Source organism: Exiguobacterium sp. s141, assembly GCF_018618085.1.
In the GTDB taxonomy this organism is placed as follows: domain Bacteria; phylum Bacillota; class Bacilli; order Exiguobacteriales; family Exiguobacteriaceae; genus Exiguobacterium; species Exiguobacterium mexicanum_A.
This window is the reverse complement of the sequence record NZ_JACSLJ010000002.1, coordinates 269,971-287,553: the sequence shown is the minus strand read 5'-3', so window position 1 is coordinate 287,553 and position 17,583 is coordinate 269,971. Positions and strand designations below refer to the sequence as shown.

14 protein-coding genes, 1 other RNA gene, 1 pseudogene and 1 other annotated feature are annotated in these 17,583 nt (G+C 54.3%); of the genes and pseudogenes, 4 read left to right on the top strand and 12 right to left on the bottom strand.

The features are described from left to right. Entirely contained in the window at window positions 1–1,137 is a 1,137-nt protein-coding gene (locus tag KNP74_RS05980) for a cysteine desulfurase family protein (protein ID WP_214752580.1), read from the bottom strand. Between the two features lie 17 nt (window positions 1,138–1,154). Next, the gene (cymR, locus tag KNP74_RS05975) at window positions 1,155–1,562 is read right to left on the bottom strand and encodes a cysteine metabolism transcriptional regulator CymR (RefSeq protein WP_021066920.1); all 408 of its coding nucleotides are present in this window, start codon (window positions 1,560–1,562) and stop codon (window positions 1,155–1,157) included. A gap of 60 nt (window positions 1,563–1,622) precedes the next feature. On the opposite strand from cymR, the gene KNP74_RS05970 reads away from it, so the two are divergent. Next, window positions 1,623–2,930, top strand: a complete 1,308-nt coding sequence (locus KNP74_RS05970) for a replication-associated recombination protein A (RefSeq protein ID WP_214763824.1) — start codon at window positions 1,623–1,625, stop codon at window positions 2,928–2,930. Window positions 2,931–2,953: 23 nt separating this feature from the next. On the opposite strand, the gene KNP74_RS05965 is transcribed toward KNP74_RS05970, so the two are convergent. The 3 genes from KNP74_RS05965 to KNP74_RS05955 all read right to left on the bottom strand — a co-directional run bounded on the left by KNP74_RS05965 (window position 2,954) and on the right by KNP74_RS05955 (window position 5,292). Next, the gene (locus tag KNP74_RS05965; RefSeq protein WP_214763823.1) at window positions 2,954–3,721 is read right to left on the bottom strand and encodes a tRNA threonylcarbamoyladenosine dehydratase; all 768 of its coding nucleotides are present in this window, start codon (window positions 3,719–3,721) and stop codon (window positions 2,954–2,956) included. 94 nt (window positions 3,722–3,815) lie between these two features. After that, a non-coding RNA gene (gene ssrS / locus KNP74_RS05960) (6S RNA) lies at window positions 3,816–4,002 on the bottom strand. Between the two features lie 75 nt (window positions 4,003–4,077). After that, window positions 4,078–5,292 carry a DASH family cryptochrome gene (locus KNP74_RS05955; protein ID WP_214763822.1) on the bottom strand — a complete coding sequence of 405 codons (1,215 nt, stop codon included), beginning with the start codon at window positions 5,290–5,292 and terminating at the stop codon, window positions 4,078–4,080. Between the two features lie 345 nt (window positions 5,293–5,637). Here KNP74_RS05955 and KNP74_RS05950 point away from each other — a divergent pair, with 345 nt between their 5' ends. Then, window positions 5,638–6,282, top strand: a complete 645-nt coding sequence (locus KNP74_RS05950) for a YczE/YyaS/YitT family protein (RefSeq protein ID WP_214763821.1) — start codon at window positions 5,638–5,640, stop codon at window positions 6,280–6,282. Between the two features lie 47 nt (window positions 6,283–6,329). Here the strand turns inward: KNP74_RS05950 and KNP74_RS05945 are convergent. Both KNP74_RS05945 and KNP74_RS05940 read right to left on the bottom strand, forming a co-directional pair. Then, window positions 6,330–7,362: pseudogene (locus KNP74_RS05945) on the bottom strand (zinc-binding dehydrogenase). A gap of 91 nt (window positions 7,363–7,453) precedes the next feature. Continuing rightward, window positions 7,454–9,166: an ABC transporter ATP-binding protein gene (locus KNP74_RS05940; RefSeq protein WP_214763820.1), complete on the bottom strand. Its 1,713-nt coding sequence runs from the start codon at window positions 9,164–9,166 to the stop codon at window positions 7,454–7,456. Window positions 9,167–9,285: 119 nt separating this feature from the next. Here KNP74_RS05940 and KNP74_RS05935 point away from each other — a divergent pair, with 119 nt between their 5' ends. Beyond that, a complete protein-coding gene (locus KNP74_RS05935) occupies window positions 9,286–9,636 on the top strand; it encodes an iron-sulfur cluster biosynthesis family protein (RefSeq protein ID WP_034776892.1) in 351 nt (116 codons plus the stop codon). Further along, window positions 9,633–9,815 (top strand): hypothetical protein, encoded by a 183-nt coding sequence (locus tag KNP74_RS05930; RefSeq protein WP_214763819.1) that lies wholly within the window; start codon window positions 9,633–9,635, stop codon window positions 9,813–9,815. Before KNP74_RS05935 ends, KNP74_RS05930 begins: the two co-directional genes overlap by 4 nt. A gap of 335 nt (window positions 9,816–10,150) precedes the next feature. Here KNP74_RS05930 and KNP74_RS05925 read toward each other — a convergent pair whose 3' ends face one another. The 5 genes from KNP74_RS05925 to KNP74_RS05905 form a co-directional block, all read right to left on the bottom strand. Continuing rightward, window positions 10,151–11,284 (bottom strand): hypothetical protein, encoded by a 1,134-nt coding sequence (locus KNP74_RS05925; RefSeq protein ID WP_214763818.1) that lies wholly within the window; start codon window positions 11,282–11,284, stop codon window positions 10,151–10,153. A 116-nt stretch (window positions 11,285–11,400) separates the two neighbouring features. Continuing rightward, complete coding sequence (gene aspS / locus KNP74_RS05920) at window positions 11,401–13,173, bottom strand: aspartate--tRNA ligase (RefSeq protein ID WP_214763817.1); 1,773 nt, start codon at window positions 13,171–13,173, stop codon at window positions 11,401–11,403. Further along, window positions 13,170–14,450: a histidine--tRNA ligase gene (gene hisS / locus KNP74_RS05915; RefSeq protein ID WP_138859727.1), complete on the bottom strand. Its 1,281-nt coding sequence runs from the start codon at window positions 14,448–14,450 to the stop codon at window positions 13,170–13,172. Before hisS ends, aspS begins: the two co-directional genes overlap by 4 nt. Window positions 14,451–14,489: 39 nt before the next feature. Continuing rightward, window positions 14,490–14,725 (bottom strand) — a binding site (T-box leader). A 38-nt stretch (window positions 14,726–14,763) separates the two neighbouring features. Further along, window positions 14,764–15,207 carry a D-aminoacyl-tRNA deacylase gene (gene dtd / locus KNP74_RS05910; protein ID WP_138859728.1) on the bottom strand — a complete coding sequence of 148 codons (444 nt, stop codon included), beginning with the start codon at window positions 15,205–15,207 and terminating at the stop codon, window positions 14,764–14,766. Between the two features lie 16 nt (window positions 15,208–15,223). After that, window positions 15,224–17,356 carry a RelA/SpoT family protein gene (locus tag KNP74_RS05905; RefSeq protein ID WP_371743396.1) on the bottom strand — a complete coding sequence of 711 codons (2,133 nt, stop codon included), beginning with the start codon at window positions 17,354–17,356 and terminating at the stop codon, window positions 15,224–15,226. Between the last annotated feature and the right edge of the window lie 227 nt (window positions 17,357–17,583).

Genomic DNA, 17,583 nt, shown 5'->3' with positions numbered 1-17,583 from the left:
TTATCTCACTCCGTTCGTGAATGTCGAGACGACCTCAGAGAGTCGTTCGGCGAGCCGCTCCACGTCTGCGACCGAGTTGCCATGTCCAAAGCTGATGCGGACGGACTGTTTCGTCCGATCCGACGTCCCGAACATCGCCGTCAATACGTGTGACGGTTCAATCGACCCTGCCGTGCAGGCACTGCCGCTCGAGATGGCAAAGCCGCGCATGTCCATCATGATGAGGAACGGTTCAAGTTCGATGCCCGGGAGATACAAGTTGACGATGTGCGGTAAGCGGTTCGCCCCGTTCACGTCATACTCGACTCCGAGTTCATCGAGTCGCTTGAAGAGCGCCTCGGTCATTTGCTGGTACGCGCCCACTCGTTCGACCTGTTCGATTTTGGCCAGTTCGGCTGCTTGTTGGAACCCGACGGCACCCGGGACGTTTTCCGTGCCGGCTCGACGTTTCCGTTCTTGTTGTCCTCCAAAAGAACGCGTCGCTAATTTTACACCTGTTTTTATAAAAAGAAAACCGATACCTTTCGGGCCATTGATTTTATGGGCCGAGGCCGACAATAAATCGACCCCGAGCGCCTTGACATCAATCGTTTCCGTACCGAGCGCTTGGACGGCGTCCGTATGGAAATAGGCCTGATGGTCGGCGAGGAGCGCACCGATTTCCGCGATCGGTTGAAGTGTGCCGACCTCGTTGTTGCCGTACATGACCGAGACGAGGATCGTATCGTCCCGGAGCGCAGCACGAACGGAGTCAAGCGTCACCGCACCCGTCGCGTCGACATCGAGATACGTCACGTCGAATCCTTCCCGCTCGAGTTGCTCCATCGCGTGCAAGACGGCGTGGTGTTCGACTTTCGTCGTGATCACATGTTTGCCTTTATGTTGATTCGCGTAAGCCGTACCGAACAACGCATAGTTGTCCGACTCGGTGCCGCCCGATGTGAAGACGATCTCGTTCGGGGTCGCCCCGATCCACGTGGCGAGCGTCCGGCGCGAAGTATCCAGTGCGGCGCGCGCCGTCCGTCCGATGCCGTGGATGCTCGACGGGTTGCCATAATGTTCGAGCATATAAGGTGTCATCGCTTCGAGCACTTCCGGACGCATCGGCGTCGTTGCGGCATGATCAAAATAGTTCATATTCGTTCACCTCATCTTTATATATAGAACATATAACCATCAGAATCTTCTTCAGCGAGATCGGCGAGTGTCGTCTCTTCGAGCACTTTCTCGATCGCCGCTTTGATTTTATCCCAAAGCTTCCGTTTCACGGCATCGTCCGCTTCTGAGTCTTCGACGATTGTGAGCGGCCCTTCGAGCAAGCGGATGATTTCTCCCGCCGTGATGTCCGTTGCCGGTTTGACGAGCTGATAGCCGCCGTACGCCCCGCGGACGCTCTTGACGAGACCGCCGTTGCGAAGTGGACCGATCAACTGCTCTAAGTAATGTTCCGGCAAGTCATGCCGGGCCGCAATCTTTTTCAAGCTGAGCGGTTTATTGTCCGTTTCCCGGGCCAGTGCGATCATGATCGTCAATCCATAACGACCTTTTGTAGATATTTTCATCTTCATATCTCCTTCTGCTATACTAGTCGAACAAACGTTTGTCGAAAGGAATGTGTACGTATGAGTGATTTATTTCAGCAATCGAATAGCGGTCCGCTCGCCAATCGGATGCGGCCTGAAACGTTAGACGAAGTCATCGGTCAACGCCACATCATCGGCGAAGGCAAATTGCTGCGGCGGGCCATCGAGGCCGACCGCCTCGGCACGATCATCCTGTATGGACCGCCGGGAACGGGCAAGACGACGCTCGCCCGCGTCATTTCAAATTATACGAAAGCGACGTTCGTCCAATTGAACGCCGTCACGGCCAAACTTGATGAACTACGAAGTGTCATCCGTGAGGCCGAGTCCCGATTCGACTTCGAACAAGAACGAACAATCTTATTTTTAGACGAGATTCATCGTTTCAATAAACTGCAACAAGACGCCCTGCTCCCAGCACTAGAGGCCGGGAAGCTCATCTTGATCGGGGCGACGACCGAAAACCCGAGTTTCGAGGTCAACGCGGCGTTGCTGTCACGCGCGACCGTGTTTCGGCTCGAACCGCCTGGACCAGACGAACTTCGTGTCGTCTTGGAGCGGGCCCTGTCTGACAAGAAAGGACTCGGCAACTATCCCGTCCAAATCGAGGAAGCCGCCGTGGACCATTATATCAAAATGGCGGACGGTGACTACCGCGTGCTGTTGAACGCCCTCGAGCTGGCCGTATTGACGACGCCCGAGGTTGACGGCAAAATCGACATCACGCTCGAAGTGGCCGAGGAGTCGATTCAACAAAAGGCCATCAAGTACGACAAGACGGGTGACCGACACTATGACGTCATCTCGGCGTTCATCAAGTCGATTCGCGGCTCGGACCCGGACGCGGCACTGTACTGGCTCGCCGTCATGATCGAGGCCGGCGAATCACCGCGTTTCATCATGCGCAGGCTCTATGTGCATGCGGCCGAAGATATCGGGCTCAGTGACCCGAACGCGCTCGTCATCGTCGATGCGGCCGCTCGCGCGAGCGAACACGTCGGTTTCCCGGAGGCGCGCATCCCGATGGCACAGGCCGTCCTATATCTCGCGACGGCACCAAAATCGAACGCGGTCATCACCGCCATCGATAAGGCGATTCACCACGTCCGCACGGTCGAAGGCGGTCCGGTACCGGTCCATCTCCGTGACGCGCACAGCCCAGGCGCCCGCGAGCTCGGCAACGGTGCCGGATACAAATACCCGCACGACGAGAAAGACGGCTACGTCGCGCAAAACTACTGGCCGGAGAACTTGGCCCGAAAACGTCCTAAATATTATACACCGACGAGCCGTGGCTTCGAGCAACAGCTGCAAAAACGACTCGATTATTGGGAAAAACGACGCTGACTCTTTTGAGCCGCGTCGTTTTTTCATTTCTGGATGCGGTTGATCTCGACACCAGCTGTCTCAAGCATTTGGTTGACGACGTACCCTGCTGCGACGAGGCCGGCGACCGATGGGACGAACGCGTTCGAACTCGGCGGCATCTTCGCTTTACGGATTGGGGCATCTTTCTTCCCGACGACCTCATTCACGTCTTCGCGTGTCACGATCGGCGACTCGTCTGAAAAGACGACCGGGACGCCTTTATGGATGCGCTCTTTACGGAGACGCGTCCGGACCATTTTGGCGATCGGGTCGTATGTCGTATCCTTGATGTCGACGACTTTGATGCGCGTCGGATCCATCTTGTTGGCCATGCCCATGCTCGAGATGACCGGGATGCCACGACGTTTGCACTCGACGATCAAGTGGATCTTATAGATGATCGTGTCCGAGGCATCGATGACGAAGTCGAGGTCTTGCGCGAAGAATTCTTCGAACGTCTCTTCCGTGTAGAACATTTTTAATTTGACGAGCTCGAGCTCAGGGTTGATATCGAGGAGGCGTGTCGCCATCGCTTCGACTTTCGGTTGCCCGACCGTCGATAAGAGCGCGTGAATCTGGCGGTTGACGTTCGTGATATCGATATCATCTTTATCGACGAGCACGATTCGTCCGACGCCACTGCGTGCGAGCGCCTCGGCCGCGAACGACCCGACACCGCCGACACCGAGGATGGCGACCGTCTTCCCTTTCAATGTTTCTAAACCTTCTTGACCAATGGCCAACTCATTACGTGAAAACTGGTGTAACATACTCTTCCTCCAAATGAATCCTATTTTCTCACACTATTTTACTCGGAATTATAATCAAAAAAAAGACGCCTAGCGACGTTTTACAATAAAATTGATGGGACCCGGAGTGCCGTGACGATGCCCTGCTTTTGAACCTGCTTAAGCAGGTGGGTGACCTAGCGTCCCCTTCACAAGTCCTCCTGCACGTGATGAGGCAGTTGATCTGGATAGCAGTTCGGTCTCCCGTATTCAAAGTGTTGGCTCAAAATAACGAAGGCGGCTCTCGTACACCTCAGGTATCCCATCTGTTGACCTTACTATAGCACTGTCTGTAAAAAGAAGTCAATCAGAAACGATGACTTCTCGTGACAGTTTCGTCACAACCACATGTTACGAAACGCACCGGTCGGGTCGTACGTGTCTTGTTGCCGACTGACGTTGAAATGCCGGTCGCGTGAGTCGTTGCCGACACCGGCCTGGTACGCCCAATTACCGTAGTTGCTCGCGACATCATAGTCAATTAGCGTCGATTCGAAATAGGACGCGCCGATGCGCCAGTCTTGCCCGAGTTCTTTCGCGAAGTAGCTCGCGACGATTTGACGGCCCCGGTTCGACATCCATCCCGTCGCGTTCAACTCACGCATGAACGCATCGACAAAGTCGACGCCTGTCTCACCCGCCTGCCAACGCGCGATGACGTCAGGGTCGACACGCCACGTCTTTCGTTTCGAACGGATGCCTTGGGCCCGGAAGAGTCGTTTCCCTTGCTCGAGTGCGACCCATTGGAAGAAATCACGCCAGAGCAATTCAAAATAGAGCCAATACGTCGACTCATTCGCCCCGTGTGACCGCTCATGTTGCTCGAGCTCGTGCAGCACCCGGCGCGGTGAGAGCGACCCGTTGGCGAGATAAGCCGACAGCTTTGACGAGTCGTCGACCCCGAAGCCCTTTCGTGTCTCTTTATACGTCCGGATTGGCCCCGCCAAATAGGCCGCGAGCCGCTCCCACCCTGCCCGTTCCCCGCCCTTGAACGGGAACGCGGTATGCTTGCCCTGCTCGACCCGTTCATAGGCGACAGGGAAATCAATCGGATATGCTTCCCCTTCACGCGGCCGGTCGAAGCGCTTTTCCGGTCTCGCATCAGACTTGACAGCTTTTCGAAACTCAGTGAAGAGGAATGGCATGCGCTCGAACGGGATTTCTGCCCGCGGATAGAGCGTGAAGCCGTCAAACCCCTGACTCGAGCCGCGCCACGCGGTCATGATTTCTCGTTCGCGCAGCCGTTCGTCAAAGCCGATCGATCGCTGGAACAATAGCCGGTCGTTCGGGTCGAGCACGTCGAGCGGATGCCCGACATGGACAAACAGAGGGATGCCGAGCGTTGCGAGCGACCCGCCCAAATCTTCGAGCGAATCGTTCAAAAATTGGAGCCGTCTCGGTCCTAGCGGGGTATGCCCGAATCGGTTCTCTGAGAGCTCATCTTCCCGGATGAAATAATGCCCTTCAATCGTGTCCTCGTGCCGGAGCGCCTCCTCGAGCGGACGATGGTCATCGACCCGCAAATCGTTTTGATACCAGATAATCGTCTTCATTGATTTCGCCTCCTGACCTCATTATGGGTCATGAATGCTTGTCTTACATAAGGTGAAGCTGTCCAAAATATGTTTTCATTTCCGCAACGGGTGGAATATACATCATTAGAAACAGAAAGGGGTGCAACAACATGGCTAGAAAAGGTAAATTTGGTACACTCATTAAAGTCGCGACAGCGGTCGCACCGTTCGTCTACGATTACTATAAAAAGAACAAAGCAAAAAAAGCATCGACACCTAAAAAGTGAGCCAAGCGCTTCGGACCTCGTCCGAGGCTTTTTTTTCTTGTGTGGAAACGAGATATGATATGATGGTGGAACATTTTAGGGAATCGAGGCGACCCTCATGCACGCGGTATGGGTACAATCTTTACGAATCAGTTTGAAGTGGGCGTTATTCATGGGCGGCCTGTTCCTGCTCGCCCTCGGGTCGTCGATGATGATCACGGCCGACCTCGGCGTGTCGACATGGGACGTGCTCCATCTCGGCCTCGCCCGCCACACGCCGATTTCCGTCGGGACGATCATCTTGCTCGTCGGTCTCTTGCTCGTCTTCTGCAAGTACATACTGGACCGGATTCGGCCCCAGTTCGGGACGCTCGTCAACGCCGTCTTCGTCGGGGTGTTCATGAATTTGATTCTCGAGCGCCACTGGTTGCCGCAACTGGACGGCATCGCGCTCAATATCGCCTGGCTCGTCCTCGGCATCTTCGTCATCGGCATGGGTGCCGGCTTGTACGTCGCCATCGGCTACGGGGCCGGCCCACGGGACGGATTGACACTCGCCTTGGCCGACCGGTTCAACACGTCGGTCCGCATGATGCGGACGTGGATGGAACTGACGGCTTGCCTCATCGGCTGGGTACTGGGCGGACCTGTCTTTTTCGGGACGGTGCTGTCGATTTTCTTAATCGGTCCGTTCTTCCAGTTTTGGCTTGAACAGTTCCGGCGTCTCGTCTCGGTCATCGACCGGGCGAAAGTGGCGGCATAAAAAAGAGAGGAAATCGGATGTCAGCGTCCGGTTTCCTCTCTTTTTGATTATGGGACGAGGACGATCTTCCCGAACTTGCCGCGCTGTTTGAAATACGCCTGCGCATCCCGTGCCTCAGCGAGCAGGAACGTCCGGTCGACGATCGGCCTGACCTTACCAGCTTTAATCGCCTCGAGCATCGTTTGGAACTCCGCGCGTGTGCCAAGCACGGAACCATACATGGTGATGTGTTTCAAATACATCGTCCGGAAGTCGAGGTTCGTCTGTTGCCCCCGGCCGAACCGGAAATACAGAACTTACCGCCATTCTTCAACACCTTGAGCGCTGTCGCGAACAAGGCATCGCCGACGACGTCGAGTACGGCATCGACCGGTCCTCCGTTCGCCTCGAGAATCTCATCGGCAAGCCTCTCGGAGCGGTATGAAAAGACATGGTCCGCCCCAAGTTCCCTGAGCTTCGCTTCATCTTTCAAGTCCCCGACGATGGCGAACACGTTCGCCCCATGCACGTTCGCCGCGATTTGGACGTTGAACGAACCGACGCCACCGCTCGCACCCGTGACGACGATTGTCTGCCCCGGCTGAATCTCAATCTGTTCGTTCATATGCCACGCCGTCAACCCGCTCACCGTGAAGACGGCGCTGTCAACGAAACTGTCGAGCGGCATATCGAAACAGAGCTCTGCCGGCCAGACGACATATTCGGCGTATCCGCCGTCGTACTCGGAGCCGATGAACGACATATCGTCAGCGATATGCTCGTCCCCTTCCGGCCCGCTCGATGTGAACGGGAATAGGACGATGCGGCGTCCGACCATCGTCTCCTCGACCCCACTGCCGACCTCTACGACTTCACCCGTGATATCGGAACCAGGAATACGCGGGAATTGGACCCATTCCGGCCGCCAGCCCGACTCTTTGTCCGTCCCATACGCGCCTTCTCGCATCCAAATCTCGGTATTGTTAATCCCGCACGCCTTCACGCGCACGAGCACTTCCCCTTGTTTCGGGCTCGGAATGGGACATCGACGACCTGTAATTGATCGACGTCCCCGTAACCGATGACTTGTACGGCTTTCATCACTTGTTTTCCTCCTCATAACCACTATTTGCTTGTCTATACCCAACTAACGCACGACAGCCACCAAAAATTATTGGTGGCTGCCCATTCCTTATAGTTGTTGGCGTCTGAGCAATCCGGCGAACACGCCGCCTTTCATGCTCAATTCATCGTGCGTCCCGTCCTCGACGATGCCGTCAGCGGTAACGACGAGGATGCGGTCAGCATTCTTCACCGTCGCCAAACGGTGGGCGATGATGAGCGTCGTCCGGTCAGCCGCGAGTTCATTGAGCGAGTCTTGAATGATCGCTTCCGTCTCCGTGTCGAGCGCGGACGTCGCCTCATCTAATATCAAGATCGGCGGATTTTTGAGGAACATGCGGGCGATGGCGATCCGTTGTTTCTGACCGCCCGACAGTTTCAAGCCTCGCTCCCCGATTTGCGTCTCGAGACCATGCTCGAGCTCCTCGACGAGCGAGTTCAAATGCGCCTTCTCGACCGCATGCATAATTTCCGCGTCGGTCGCGTCCAGCTTCCCGTAGGCGATATTCTCACGGAGCGTCCCGGCGAACAAGAACACGTCCTGTTGCACGATCCCGATTTGGCGGCGCAGACTCTCTTTCGTCATATCACGGATGTCCATGCCGTCGATTGTGATTTTCCCACTCGTCACATCATAGAAACGCGGGATGAGCGAACAGATTGTCGTCTTCCCGGCCCCGCTCGTACCGACGAGGGCGACCGTCGTTCCGGCCTTGATGTCGAGGTCGATGTCGGTCAACACTTGCCGATAGTCCGAGTAGCCGAACGAGACGTTTTGGAAAGCGATGTCGCCTTTAAGCGTCTTGACGTCGACGGCGTCCGGACGGTTCTCGATGTCCGGGGCCTCGTCGAGGAGTTGCGTGAATCGTTTGAAGCCCGCCATCCCTTTCGGGTACATCTCGAGGAGGGCCGTGATTTTCTCGATCGGCTTGATGAGCAAGTTCATATAGAGGATGAACCCGACGAGCTGACCGTATGAGAGTTGACCTTGATACGTCAAATATGCGCCGTAGACAAGGACGAGCAGCGTCATGAGCCGCGTCGTGATGTAAATCCCGGCGAGCGACTTACTCATGACCCGATACGCCTCAATTTTCGAGCCGCGATAGAAATTGTTGTCTTTCTGGAACCGCTTGATTTCGAACGTCTCGTTCGTGAACGATTGGACGACGCGTGCCCCAGAGACGCTGTCCTCGACGCGGGCGTTCACTTCGCCGATGTTCGTATACATCTTTTGCCACGCCTTGTTCATGTTCTTGTTGGCGTACGTGATCATGATGACGAGGAACGGCACGGCGACGACCGTCACGAGCGCGAGTTGCGGGTCGATCGAGAACATGATCCCGAACGCACCGAGCAGCGTCATGATGGCGATGAAGAAATCTTCAGGCCCGTGGTGCGCCACTTCGCCGATATCGAACAAGTCGTTCGTCACCCGACTCATCAAATGGCCGGTCTTATGGTTATCGAAGAACCGGAACGACTGTTTATGGATATGGGTGAACAGCTCTTCCCGCATATCGGTCTCGATATTGATGCCGAGCTTATGCCCCCAATAGTTGACGACGTACTGCATCATCATGGCGAGTATGTAAAGGATGAGCAAGCCGATGCTGATGATGATAATCCAGTTCCATTCCCCACCTGGCAACAAATCGTCGATGAACCATTGCACGGCGAGCGGAAAGCCGAGCTCGAGCAGACCGACGAGGATGGCGAACGAGAAATCGAGGATGAATAACTTCTTATGTGGACGGTAATAACTAAAAAAACGTGAGATCATTTCGTTTCCTCCTTCTAAACAAATAGTTTACGCCTTTTTGCAGGAAGTGGAAAATGGGAAGCACGTCTTTTTCAATCTTTTTTCCAGCGCGGTATAATAGAAATAAGGAGCTGATTCAAATGAACGTACAAATTACAGAACGCGCCCAAGAGCGGATTGACGCTTTAAAAGGCGACCGTAAGGGACAAATGCATTTGTTTTATGAGACGGAAGGTTGCGGCTGCGGCAATAGCGGCATCTTCGAGATTCGCTACGTGACCGAGACGACACCGGAAGACGTCGAGATTGATTCGAACATCGGCCCTATCCTCATCAAGAACTGGACGAAAGTGTTTCTCGACGAAGACATGATCATCGACTATCGCGAAGATAAACGATCGCTCGTCTTGAAGAGCAACGGCCAAGTATTCAACTCGAACTTGCTCGTGACCGACGGGACCGGTTGCCAGTTGAACGTCCCGAGCCGATGAAACAGGCGTTACGAGACCATCCGAGCCTCTGGCTGTGGTTTCTCCTCAGCTTCGGGCTCGGCTTGTTCGGCATCTACCTCGCTTTCACCGACTCCGTCTATACGATGACGGCCGTGATCGCCTCGCTGTTCGCTTTCGGGTTCGCGCTTCAACAGACTAGTAAACGAATGGATAATTAGGGGGTATAAGGTTTTTATTCCAATCCACATGATATAATTTCTAAAAAGGGGGCTATCTCATGTGGTTTAAAAACAAAATGCTTAACTATCCGACAGCGCTCTGGGGCGTATTTATTACAGGGCTATGGGTTTGGTTCAGCATCCGATTTGAAGATACTTTATCTTCACTTTTCGTGAATCTGACGTATATCGGTTTTATGTTAGCTTTGCTTCTTCTCGCTACGGTGATCCTCCGATCAATCAAATCTAGAAGCCGGACGAATCATAAAAAGAGTAGATGAAGCAACAAAAATCGTCACTTCCATAACCGGAGGTGACGATTTTTGGTTTCTATGTCAGTTCACATCGATGGTGTAGAACGTGATCAACCCGCCATCCCCAAGTTCGGCATAGGCGATTTGGCCATCACGATAGATCGGCTTGGACGTCGTGCCGCCTCGACTCGGCAAATACGAGACCGTCGCTTCATTCAAATCCGCAACTAATAAGCGATTCATGCCTTCACGGAATAGGATTCGCTGATTCGGCAAGAAACGAAATGAGTCAAATGTAATCTTTGACTGTGTGCTTTTATGTTGGAACTGTTTCGCTCCCCCCGTCAGCCCTACAAAATCGGCACGTCCTTCTTTTCCAAGAGCAACATAGTCCGCACCTGTTTCAAAGTCGACCAATGCGCCCATGTCTTCGTCAAACGTTCCATCGAGCGTGGTTAACTTTGTCGTCTTCTCCCCATCAGCGAATGAGCTTCGATGGACGATGACACCGTCCCCACCAACTCTGTAATCGAACACGTACTCGCCATCTCGTTTCTCTCCTTCTTGAAGCGTGTACGTCTGAATCGTTTCCACCGTGGCCGTATCATATAAATACTGCATCACCGCCGACGTCGTCATCGTTTCTGACGCCTCATAATCAACCCATGTGACGCGATCATCCGATGCATTCAAATGAGGAACGGGCGTCTCGAACATACTGACCCCGTTATACAGTTCAGTCAGTTCTGATGCGTCGAGCTTCATCCGGAAAATGGACCAAGTATACCCATTGTCTTCAGTCAGTTCGTATTCGATCCAAAATATTTCATCTTTGATGCCGACGAGACTACCGATTGTTCTCGATGTCTTATGTAACGACCGATTAGTTGCTCGTTCCGTATCATACACGTAGATGTCATGGCCGACTTCACCGACAGAATCCGTATAGACAATGTGTTCATCGACCATATGCTCCGGTGCAATCATCGCGACTTTATGTTGGAAGAACGATGATAGGTCATAGTCCTTCACTGCCCCGATTGAGGCGTCCTCGGCGACGGGACGCAATCGAATCATTTCCGAATCTTCCGATTTGGCCTCCTCGACGGTCTCGTCAACTTTCGGCGTCGCTTCCGTTTCTTGATTACATCCTGCTAAGATTGTCGTCAATCCAATCACCAACCCGATCGATTGAACAATTTTTCTTGGTTTCATGCTTCCCCGGCTCCCCCATCTTCATCATACAATTTATTCCATAACTATATCACCTTTCCACTTATTCACATATACGCAAAAAGACCCGCCAAGTGACGGGTCCTTGTGACTAACTATTATTTTTTCTCTTTCACCGCTGTCCGAATCGACAACTCCTCGAGTTGTGCATCCGCGACCGGGCTTGGTGCTTGTGTGAGCAAGTCGCTCGCCGACGCCGTTTTCGGGAAGGCGATCGTGTCACGAAGGTTCGAGCGACCCGCGAGGATCATGACGAGACGGTCGAGACCGAGTGCGATACCCGCGTGCGGCGGTGTGCCGTATTCGAACGCTTCGAGCAAGAAGCCGAACTGGTCGACCGCTTCTTGTTCTGTGAAGCCGAGCAATTTGAACATCCGCTCTTGAATGTCGCGCTCATAAATCCGTTGCGATCCGCCGCCGAGCTCATACCCGTTCAAGACGAGGTCATAGGCGAGTGCGCGTACGCTCGCTGGGTCCGTCTCAAGCAAGTGGAGGTCGTCACGGTTTGGCATCGTGAACGGGTGGTGGTTGGCGTAGAAACGTCCGTCTTCTTCTTCGAACGTGACGAGCGGGAAGTCCGTCACCCAAAGGAAGTTGAACTTCGACTCGTCGATGAGACCGAGCTCATGACCGAGTTTGACGCGAAGTGCGCCGAGGCTGTCGGCGACGACAGTCGGTTTTGACGCCACGAAGAGGAGCAGGTCGCCCGCTTCCGCGTTCGTCGCTTCCATCAACTTCTGGGCGTACGTCTCATCAAAGAACTTGGCAATTGGTCCGTTCAAGCCTTCCGGCGTCACTTTGAGCCAAGCGAGGCCTTTGGCACCGTAGACGGCTGTGAACTCTTGAAGCTTGTCGATGTCTTTACGCGAGAACTTGTCCGCCTCGCCTTTGACGTTGATCGCTTTCACTTGTCCGTTTGACTCGAGGGCCATATCGAACACTTTGAAGCCGGCACCTGTGACCGCGTCCGCGACGTCGATCAACTCTAGACCAAACCGAGTGTCCGGTTTGTCTGATCCGAAACGGCGCATCGCTTCCGCATATGTCATCCGTTCAAATTTGGCCGGCGTATCGGTGCGACCGAGCGTCGCTTCCATGACTTGCCCCATCATCGATTCCATCATCGCCATCAAGTCTTCGACGTCCATGAAGCTCGTCTCGATATCGACTTGCGTGAATTCCGGTTGACGGTCGGCCCGAAGGTCTTCGTCACGGAAGCAGCGTGCGATTTGGAAGTAACGGTCGAACCCGGCCACCATGAGGAGCTGTTTGAACAACTGTGGTGATTGCGGGAGCGCGTAGAACTCGCCGCCGTGGACACGGCTCGGGACGAGATAATCCCGCGCACCTTCCGGGGTCGATTTCGTCAAAATCGGCGTCTCGACTTCGAGGAACTCTTCTTCCGTCAAGAAGTTACGAATCGTGTTCGATGCTTTCGAACGGAGGCGGAACGTCTCTTGGAGCGCCGGACGACGAAGGTCAAGGTAACGGTATTTGAGACGGAGGTCTTCGGAGACGTTTTCCGCCTCGTCACCGATTGGAATCGGCGTCATCTTCGCCGCGTTCAAGATGTTAATCTCTGAAGCGATGACTTCGACGTTCCCGGTCGGCATGTTCGGGTTCTTGTTCTCACGCTCGAGGACAGTCCCTTTGATATCGAGCACGTATTCGCTGCGAATCGATTCGGCGAGCTGGTGCACCGCTTCGTTTTCCGGGCGAACGACGACTTGGACGATGCCTGTGCGGTCACGAAGGTCGATGAAGATGAGTCCTCCGAGGTCGCGACGTTTTTGTACCCATCCTTTAAGTTGTACCTCTTGGCCGATGAGTGACTCTGTCACGCGGCCGTTCATATGTGTGCGTCCGATCATTGTCCTGCTCCTTCCGATAGTTCACGAATTTTGTCTGCGACGGCCGAGAGCGGCACGTCGACTTGTTCCCCGGTCGCCATGACCTTGAGGGAAGCTGAGCCGCGTTCGACTTCATCGTCTCCGAGGATGACGGTGAACTTCGCGTTCAAGCGGTCGGCTTGTTTGAATTGGCCTTTGAACTTGCGGCCGAGGTAATCGCGGTCCGCCTTGAAGCCTTCGCTGCGAAGCAGTTGCAACAGGCGTGTCGCCGTCACTTCGACTTCCGTGCCGCCTTGGGCGACGACGAAGACGTCAAGTCCCGTCTCGAGTTCAGGAAGTACTCCTTCGTTCTCAAGAGCGAGGATGAGTCGCTCGAGCCCGATCCCGAAGCCGATGCCCGGCATGTCCGGTCCGCCGATGTCTTGGACGAGACCGTTATAGCGTCCACCGCCGCAAAGCGTCGTGATGGCGCCGAAGCCTTCTGCTTCTGACATGATCTCGAACGCCGTGTGCGTGTAGTAGTCGAGACCACGGACGAGCGTCGGGTCGACCTCATAGGCGACACCGAGCGCGTCCAAGTGCGCGAGGACTTTCTCGAAGTACGTCTTCGACTCTTCGTTCAAGAAGTCGAGAATCGATGGTGCCGATTTCATCGACGGGTGGTCGCGGTCGACTTTACAGTCGAGGACGCGAAGTGGGTTCTGGTGAAGCCGCGTCTGGCAATCTTGGCATAACTCATCTTGGACCGGCTCGAAGTGACGGATGAGCGCTTCGCGGTGAGCGTTGCGGCTCTCGGCGTCACCGAGCGAGTTGACGACGACTTTGATTTTTTTAAGCCCGAACGATTTGTAAATCGTGTAGGCGAGGCTGATGACCTCGGCGTCAACGGCTGGGTCGCTACTGCCGATCGCCTCGACACCGTATTGGTGCAGTTGGCGGAACCGTCCCTTTTGTGGACGTTCGTAGCGGAACATCGGTCCCATGTAGTACAGTTTCGTCGGCTGGTCAGGGCTACCGAACAGCTTGTTCGTGACGAAGGCGCGGACGACCGAGGCCGTGCCTTCCGGACGGAGCGTATACTCGTCCTTGCCTTTCTTGACGAGTGTGAACATCTCTTTTTGGACGATGTCTGTCGTCTCGCCGACGCTTCTTGTGAACAGGTCGGTCGTTTCAAAAATCGGGGTACGAATCTCTTTATAGTTGTAACGGGCGCTGATGTCGCGTAGTTTCTCTTCGACATACTGCCACGTCTCGACCGTGCCCGGAAGCAGGTCTTGTGTGCCGCGTGGTGCTTTCATCCAATTTTCCTCCTTAAAATACAAAAAGGCCCTCGTCCGCAAAGGGACGAGAGCCTGTTAAAGTTTCCCGTGGTACCACCCTCGTTGCAGAGCCAATACTTGAAACTCTGCCACTCGAAATCGGTTAACGCCCGATGAAACGGCTCCCCCTACTAAGCGTTCAAGGAAGCACCTCCAAAGTGTCGTTCGGGTCATCATCCAGTCGATGCTTTCAGCCTAGGCATCGCTCTCTTTGCTGGTGGGGTGACCGTACTCTTCTTTATCGCAGGTGTTAGGTTATATGGTTCATGATGCCGAATCGTGCCCGCTTCTGTCAAGCGTTTTTTTCGAGCATGAGCGTGACCGGTCCGTCATTGACGAGCGCGACATCCATCATCGCCCCGAACTGCCCGGTCTCGACGACGAGCCCGTGCGTCCGCAAACGATCGTTGAATTTCTCGTAAAGCCGTTCCGCGATGTCCGGCTTCGCCGCTTGCGTGAACGCGGGACGACGGCCTTTCTGCGTGTCGCCGTACAGCGTGAACTGTGATACGGACAATACTTTCCCGTCGACGTCTTGAATCGATAGGTTCATCTTCTCGTCCGCGTCCTCGAAGACACGGAGTCCGGCCACCTTGTCGGCGAGCCAGTTTACTTCCGTCTCGGTGTCCTCGTGGGTCACCCCGACGAGGAGCAGATAGCCGGCCTCGATTTGGCCGACCGTCTCCGCGTCGACGGTGACCGAGGCTTGTTTCACTCGTTGCAACAATACACGCACTGAAATCTTCCTTTCGTTACGTCATCATGACTCGGCTGACCGAGTACACGTCCGAGATTTGCTTGATCCGGTCGACGACTTTTTGCAGATGGTTCACGTTCGGAATCGAGATTGTCATCGAGATGCGGGCCTGTTTGTTCTGGTCTCCGCGTCCACTCACGGCCACGATGTTCGTGTTCGTCGCCGAGACGGCTTGAAGCACGTCGTTCAAGAGCCCTGAACGGTCGTAGCCTGTGATCTCGATGTCAACGTTATAGTTCTTCTCTTTTGCTTGTCCGGCTTCCCACTCGACCGTGAGGAGCCGCTCCGGATGCTGCTCATTGATGATGTTCAAGCAGTCTTTCCGGTGAATCGACACGCCGCGTCCGCGCGTGATATACCCGACGATTTCGTCGCCCGGTACCGGGTTACAGCACCGGCTCATGCGGATGAGCATGTTGTCGATCCCTTTCACCGAGACGCCGGCCTCGGCCGTCTTCTTCTTCGGTGACTGACTGACTTTCAATTCGTTGATCGCGTCCGACAGCTCGAGTTTCGGTTCTTTCCGCTGCTTCTCCGTCAACTTGTGGGCGACTTGCGCCGCCGTGATGCCATGATACCCGACCGCGGCGTACATCTCTTCTTCGTTCCCGAAGTTGAACTTCTCGACGACGACGGCAAGCGACTGGTCATCGATCACTTCTTTCGGTTCGAAACCGAGCTTCTTGATCTCGACGTCGACGAGCTCTTTGCCTTTCTCGACGTTCTCTTCACGCTGTTGGCGCTTGAACCATTGGCGAATCTTGTTCTTCGCTTGGCTCGAGACGGCGAGTTTGAGCCAGTCCTTGCTCGGCCCGTAGCTGTGTTTCGACGTGATGATCTCGATGATGTCACCCGTCTCGAGTTTATGGTCGAGCGGCACCATCCGTCCGTTCACTTTCGCGCCCGTCATCCGGTGACCGATTTCGGTATGGATGCGGTACGCGTAATCGATCGGGACCGAGCCTTTCGGCAACTCGAAGACGTCACCTTTCGGTGTGAAGACGTAGAGCATGTCGCTGAAGAAGTCGACTTTGAGCGATTCCATGAACTCTTCAGCGTCGGTCGTATCTTTTTGTAGCTCTAAAATCTCGCGAAGATGGGCGATTTTTTCATCGAACCCGTTCGTCGCGACACTCTTTCCTTCTTTATAGGCCCAGTGCGCGGCAATCCCGAACTCGGCGATGAAGTGCATGTCCTTCGTCCGGATTTGCACTTCGAGCGGCTCACCCTTCGGTCCGATCACCGTCGTGTGGAGCGACTGATACATGTTCGGTTTCGGCATGGCGATGTAGTCTTTGAACCGGCCTGGCATCGGCTTGTACTGCGTGTGGATGATGCCGAGGACGGCGTAACAGTCGCGAATCGAATCGACGATGATGCGGACGGCCATCAAGTCATAAATTTCATTGAACTCTTTTTTATGCTTCACCATCTTGTTGTAAATCGAGTAGATATGCTTCGGACGGCCGTTGACATCGGCCTCGATGCTCACGTCCTCGAGAACGGTGTTCACTTCCGTGATGACCGATGTGACGAGCGCTTCGCGTTCGGTGCGCTTCTGTTTCATCATCGAGACGATCTTATAGTATTGCTGCGGGTTGATGTAACGTAACGAGATATCCTCGAGCTCCCATTTTATCGTCGAGATCCCCATCCGGTGGGCGAGCGGGGCAAAGATTTCGAGCGTCTCTTCCGCCTTTTGAACTTGTTTCTCTTTCGGCATATGTTGAAGCGTCCGCATGTTGTGCAGACGGTCGGCCAGCTTGATCAAGATGACGCGCACGTCTTCTGCCATTGCGATAATCATTTTACGGTGATTCTCAGCGAGTTCTTCTTTTTTCGATTTATATTTGATTTTACCGAGCTTCGTCACTCCATCGACGAGCATGGCCACATCGACACCGAACTCATCGGCGAGTTCTTTGAGCGTGACGTCCGTATCCTCGACGACGTCGTGCAAGAGCGCCCCGATGATGGTCGTCGCGTCTAACCCGATATCAACGAGAATACCGGCCACTTGGACCGGATGCAGAATGTAGGGTTCGCCTGAACGTCGGAACTGACCGGTATGATGCAGTTTGGCGTATTCGTAAGCGCGTCTTACTTCGGCAATCTCGTCTTCACCCATATACTCCCCGAGCGCGTCGAGAAGGTCCTCAATACTTACGATTTGTTTTTTGGTCATAACATTCGACACCCTTTTTCTTACCGCTCCAATCGACTCGGACAAGTCGCAGCATGGTAGTAGTTAACGTACGTGGTTGTTCTAATTTTACTTACTATTATCGAAAAAATCTGACGACCTGTCAAAGGTTGTGGGTTGTTTTACTTAAAAAACTATTTAAAAAAGGGAAG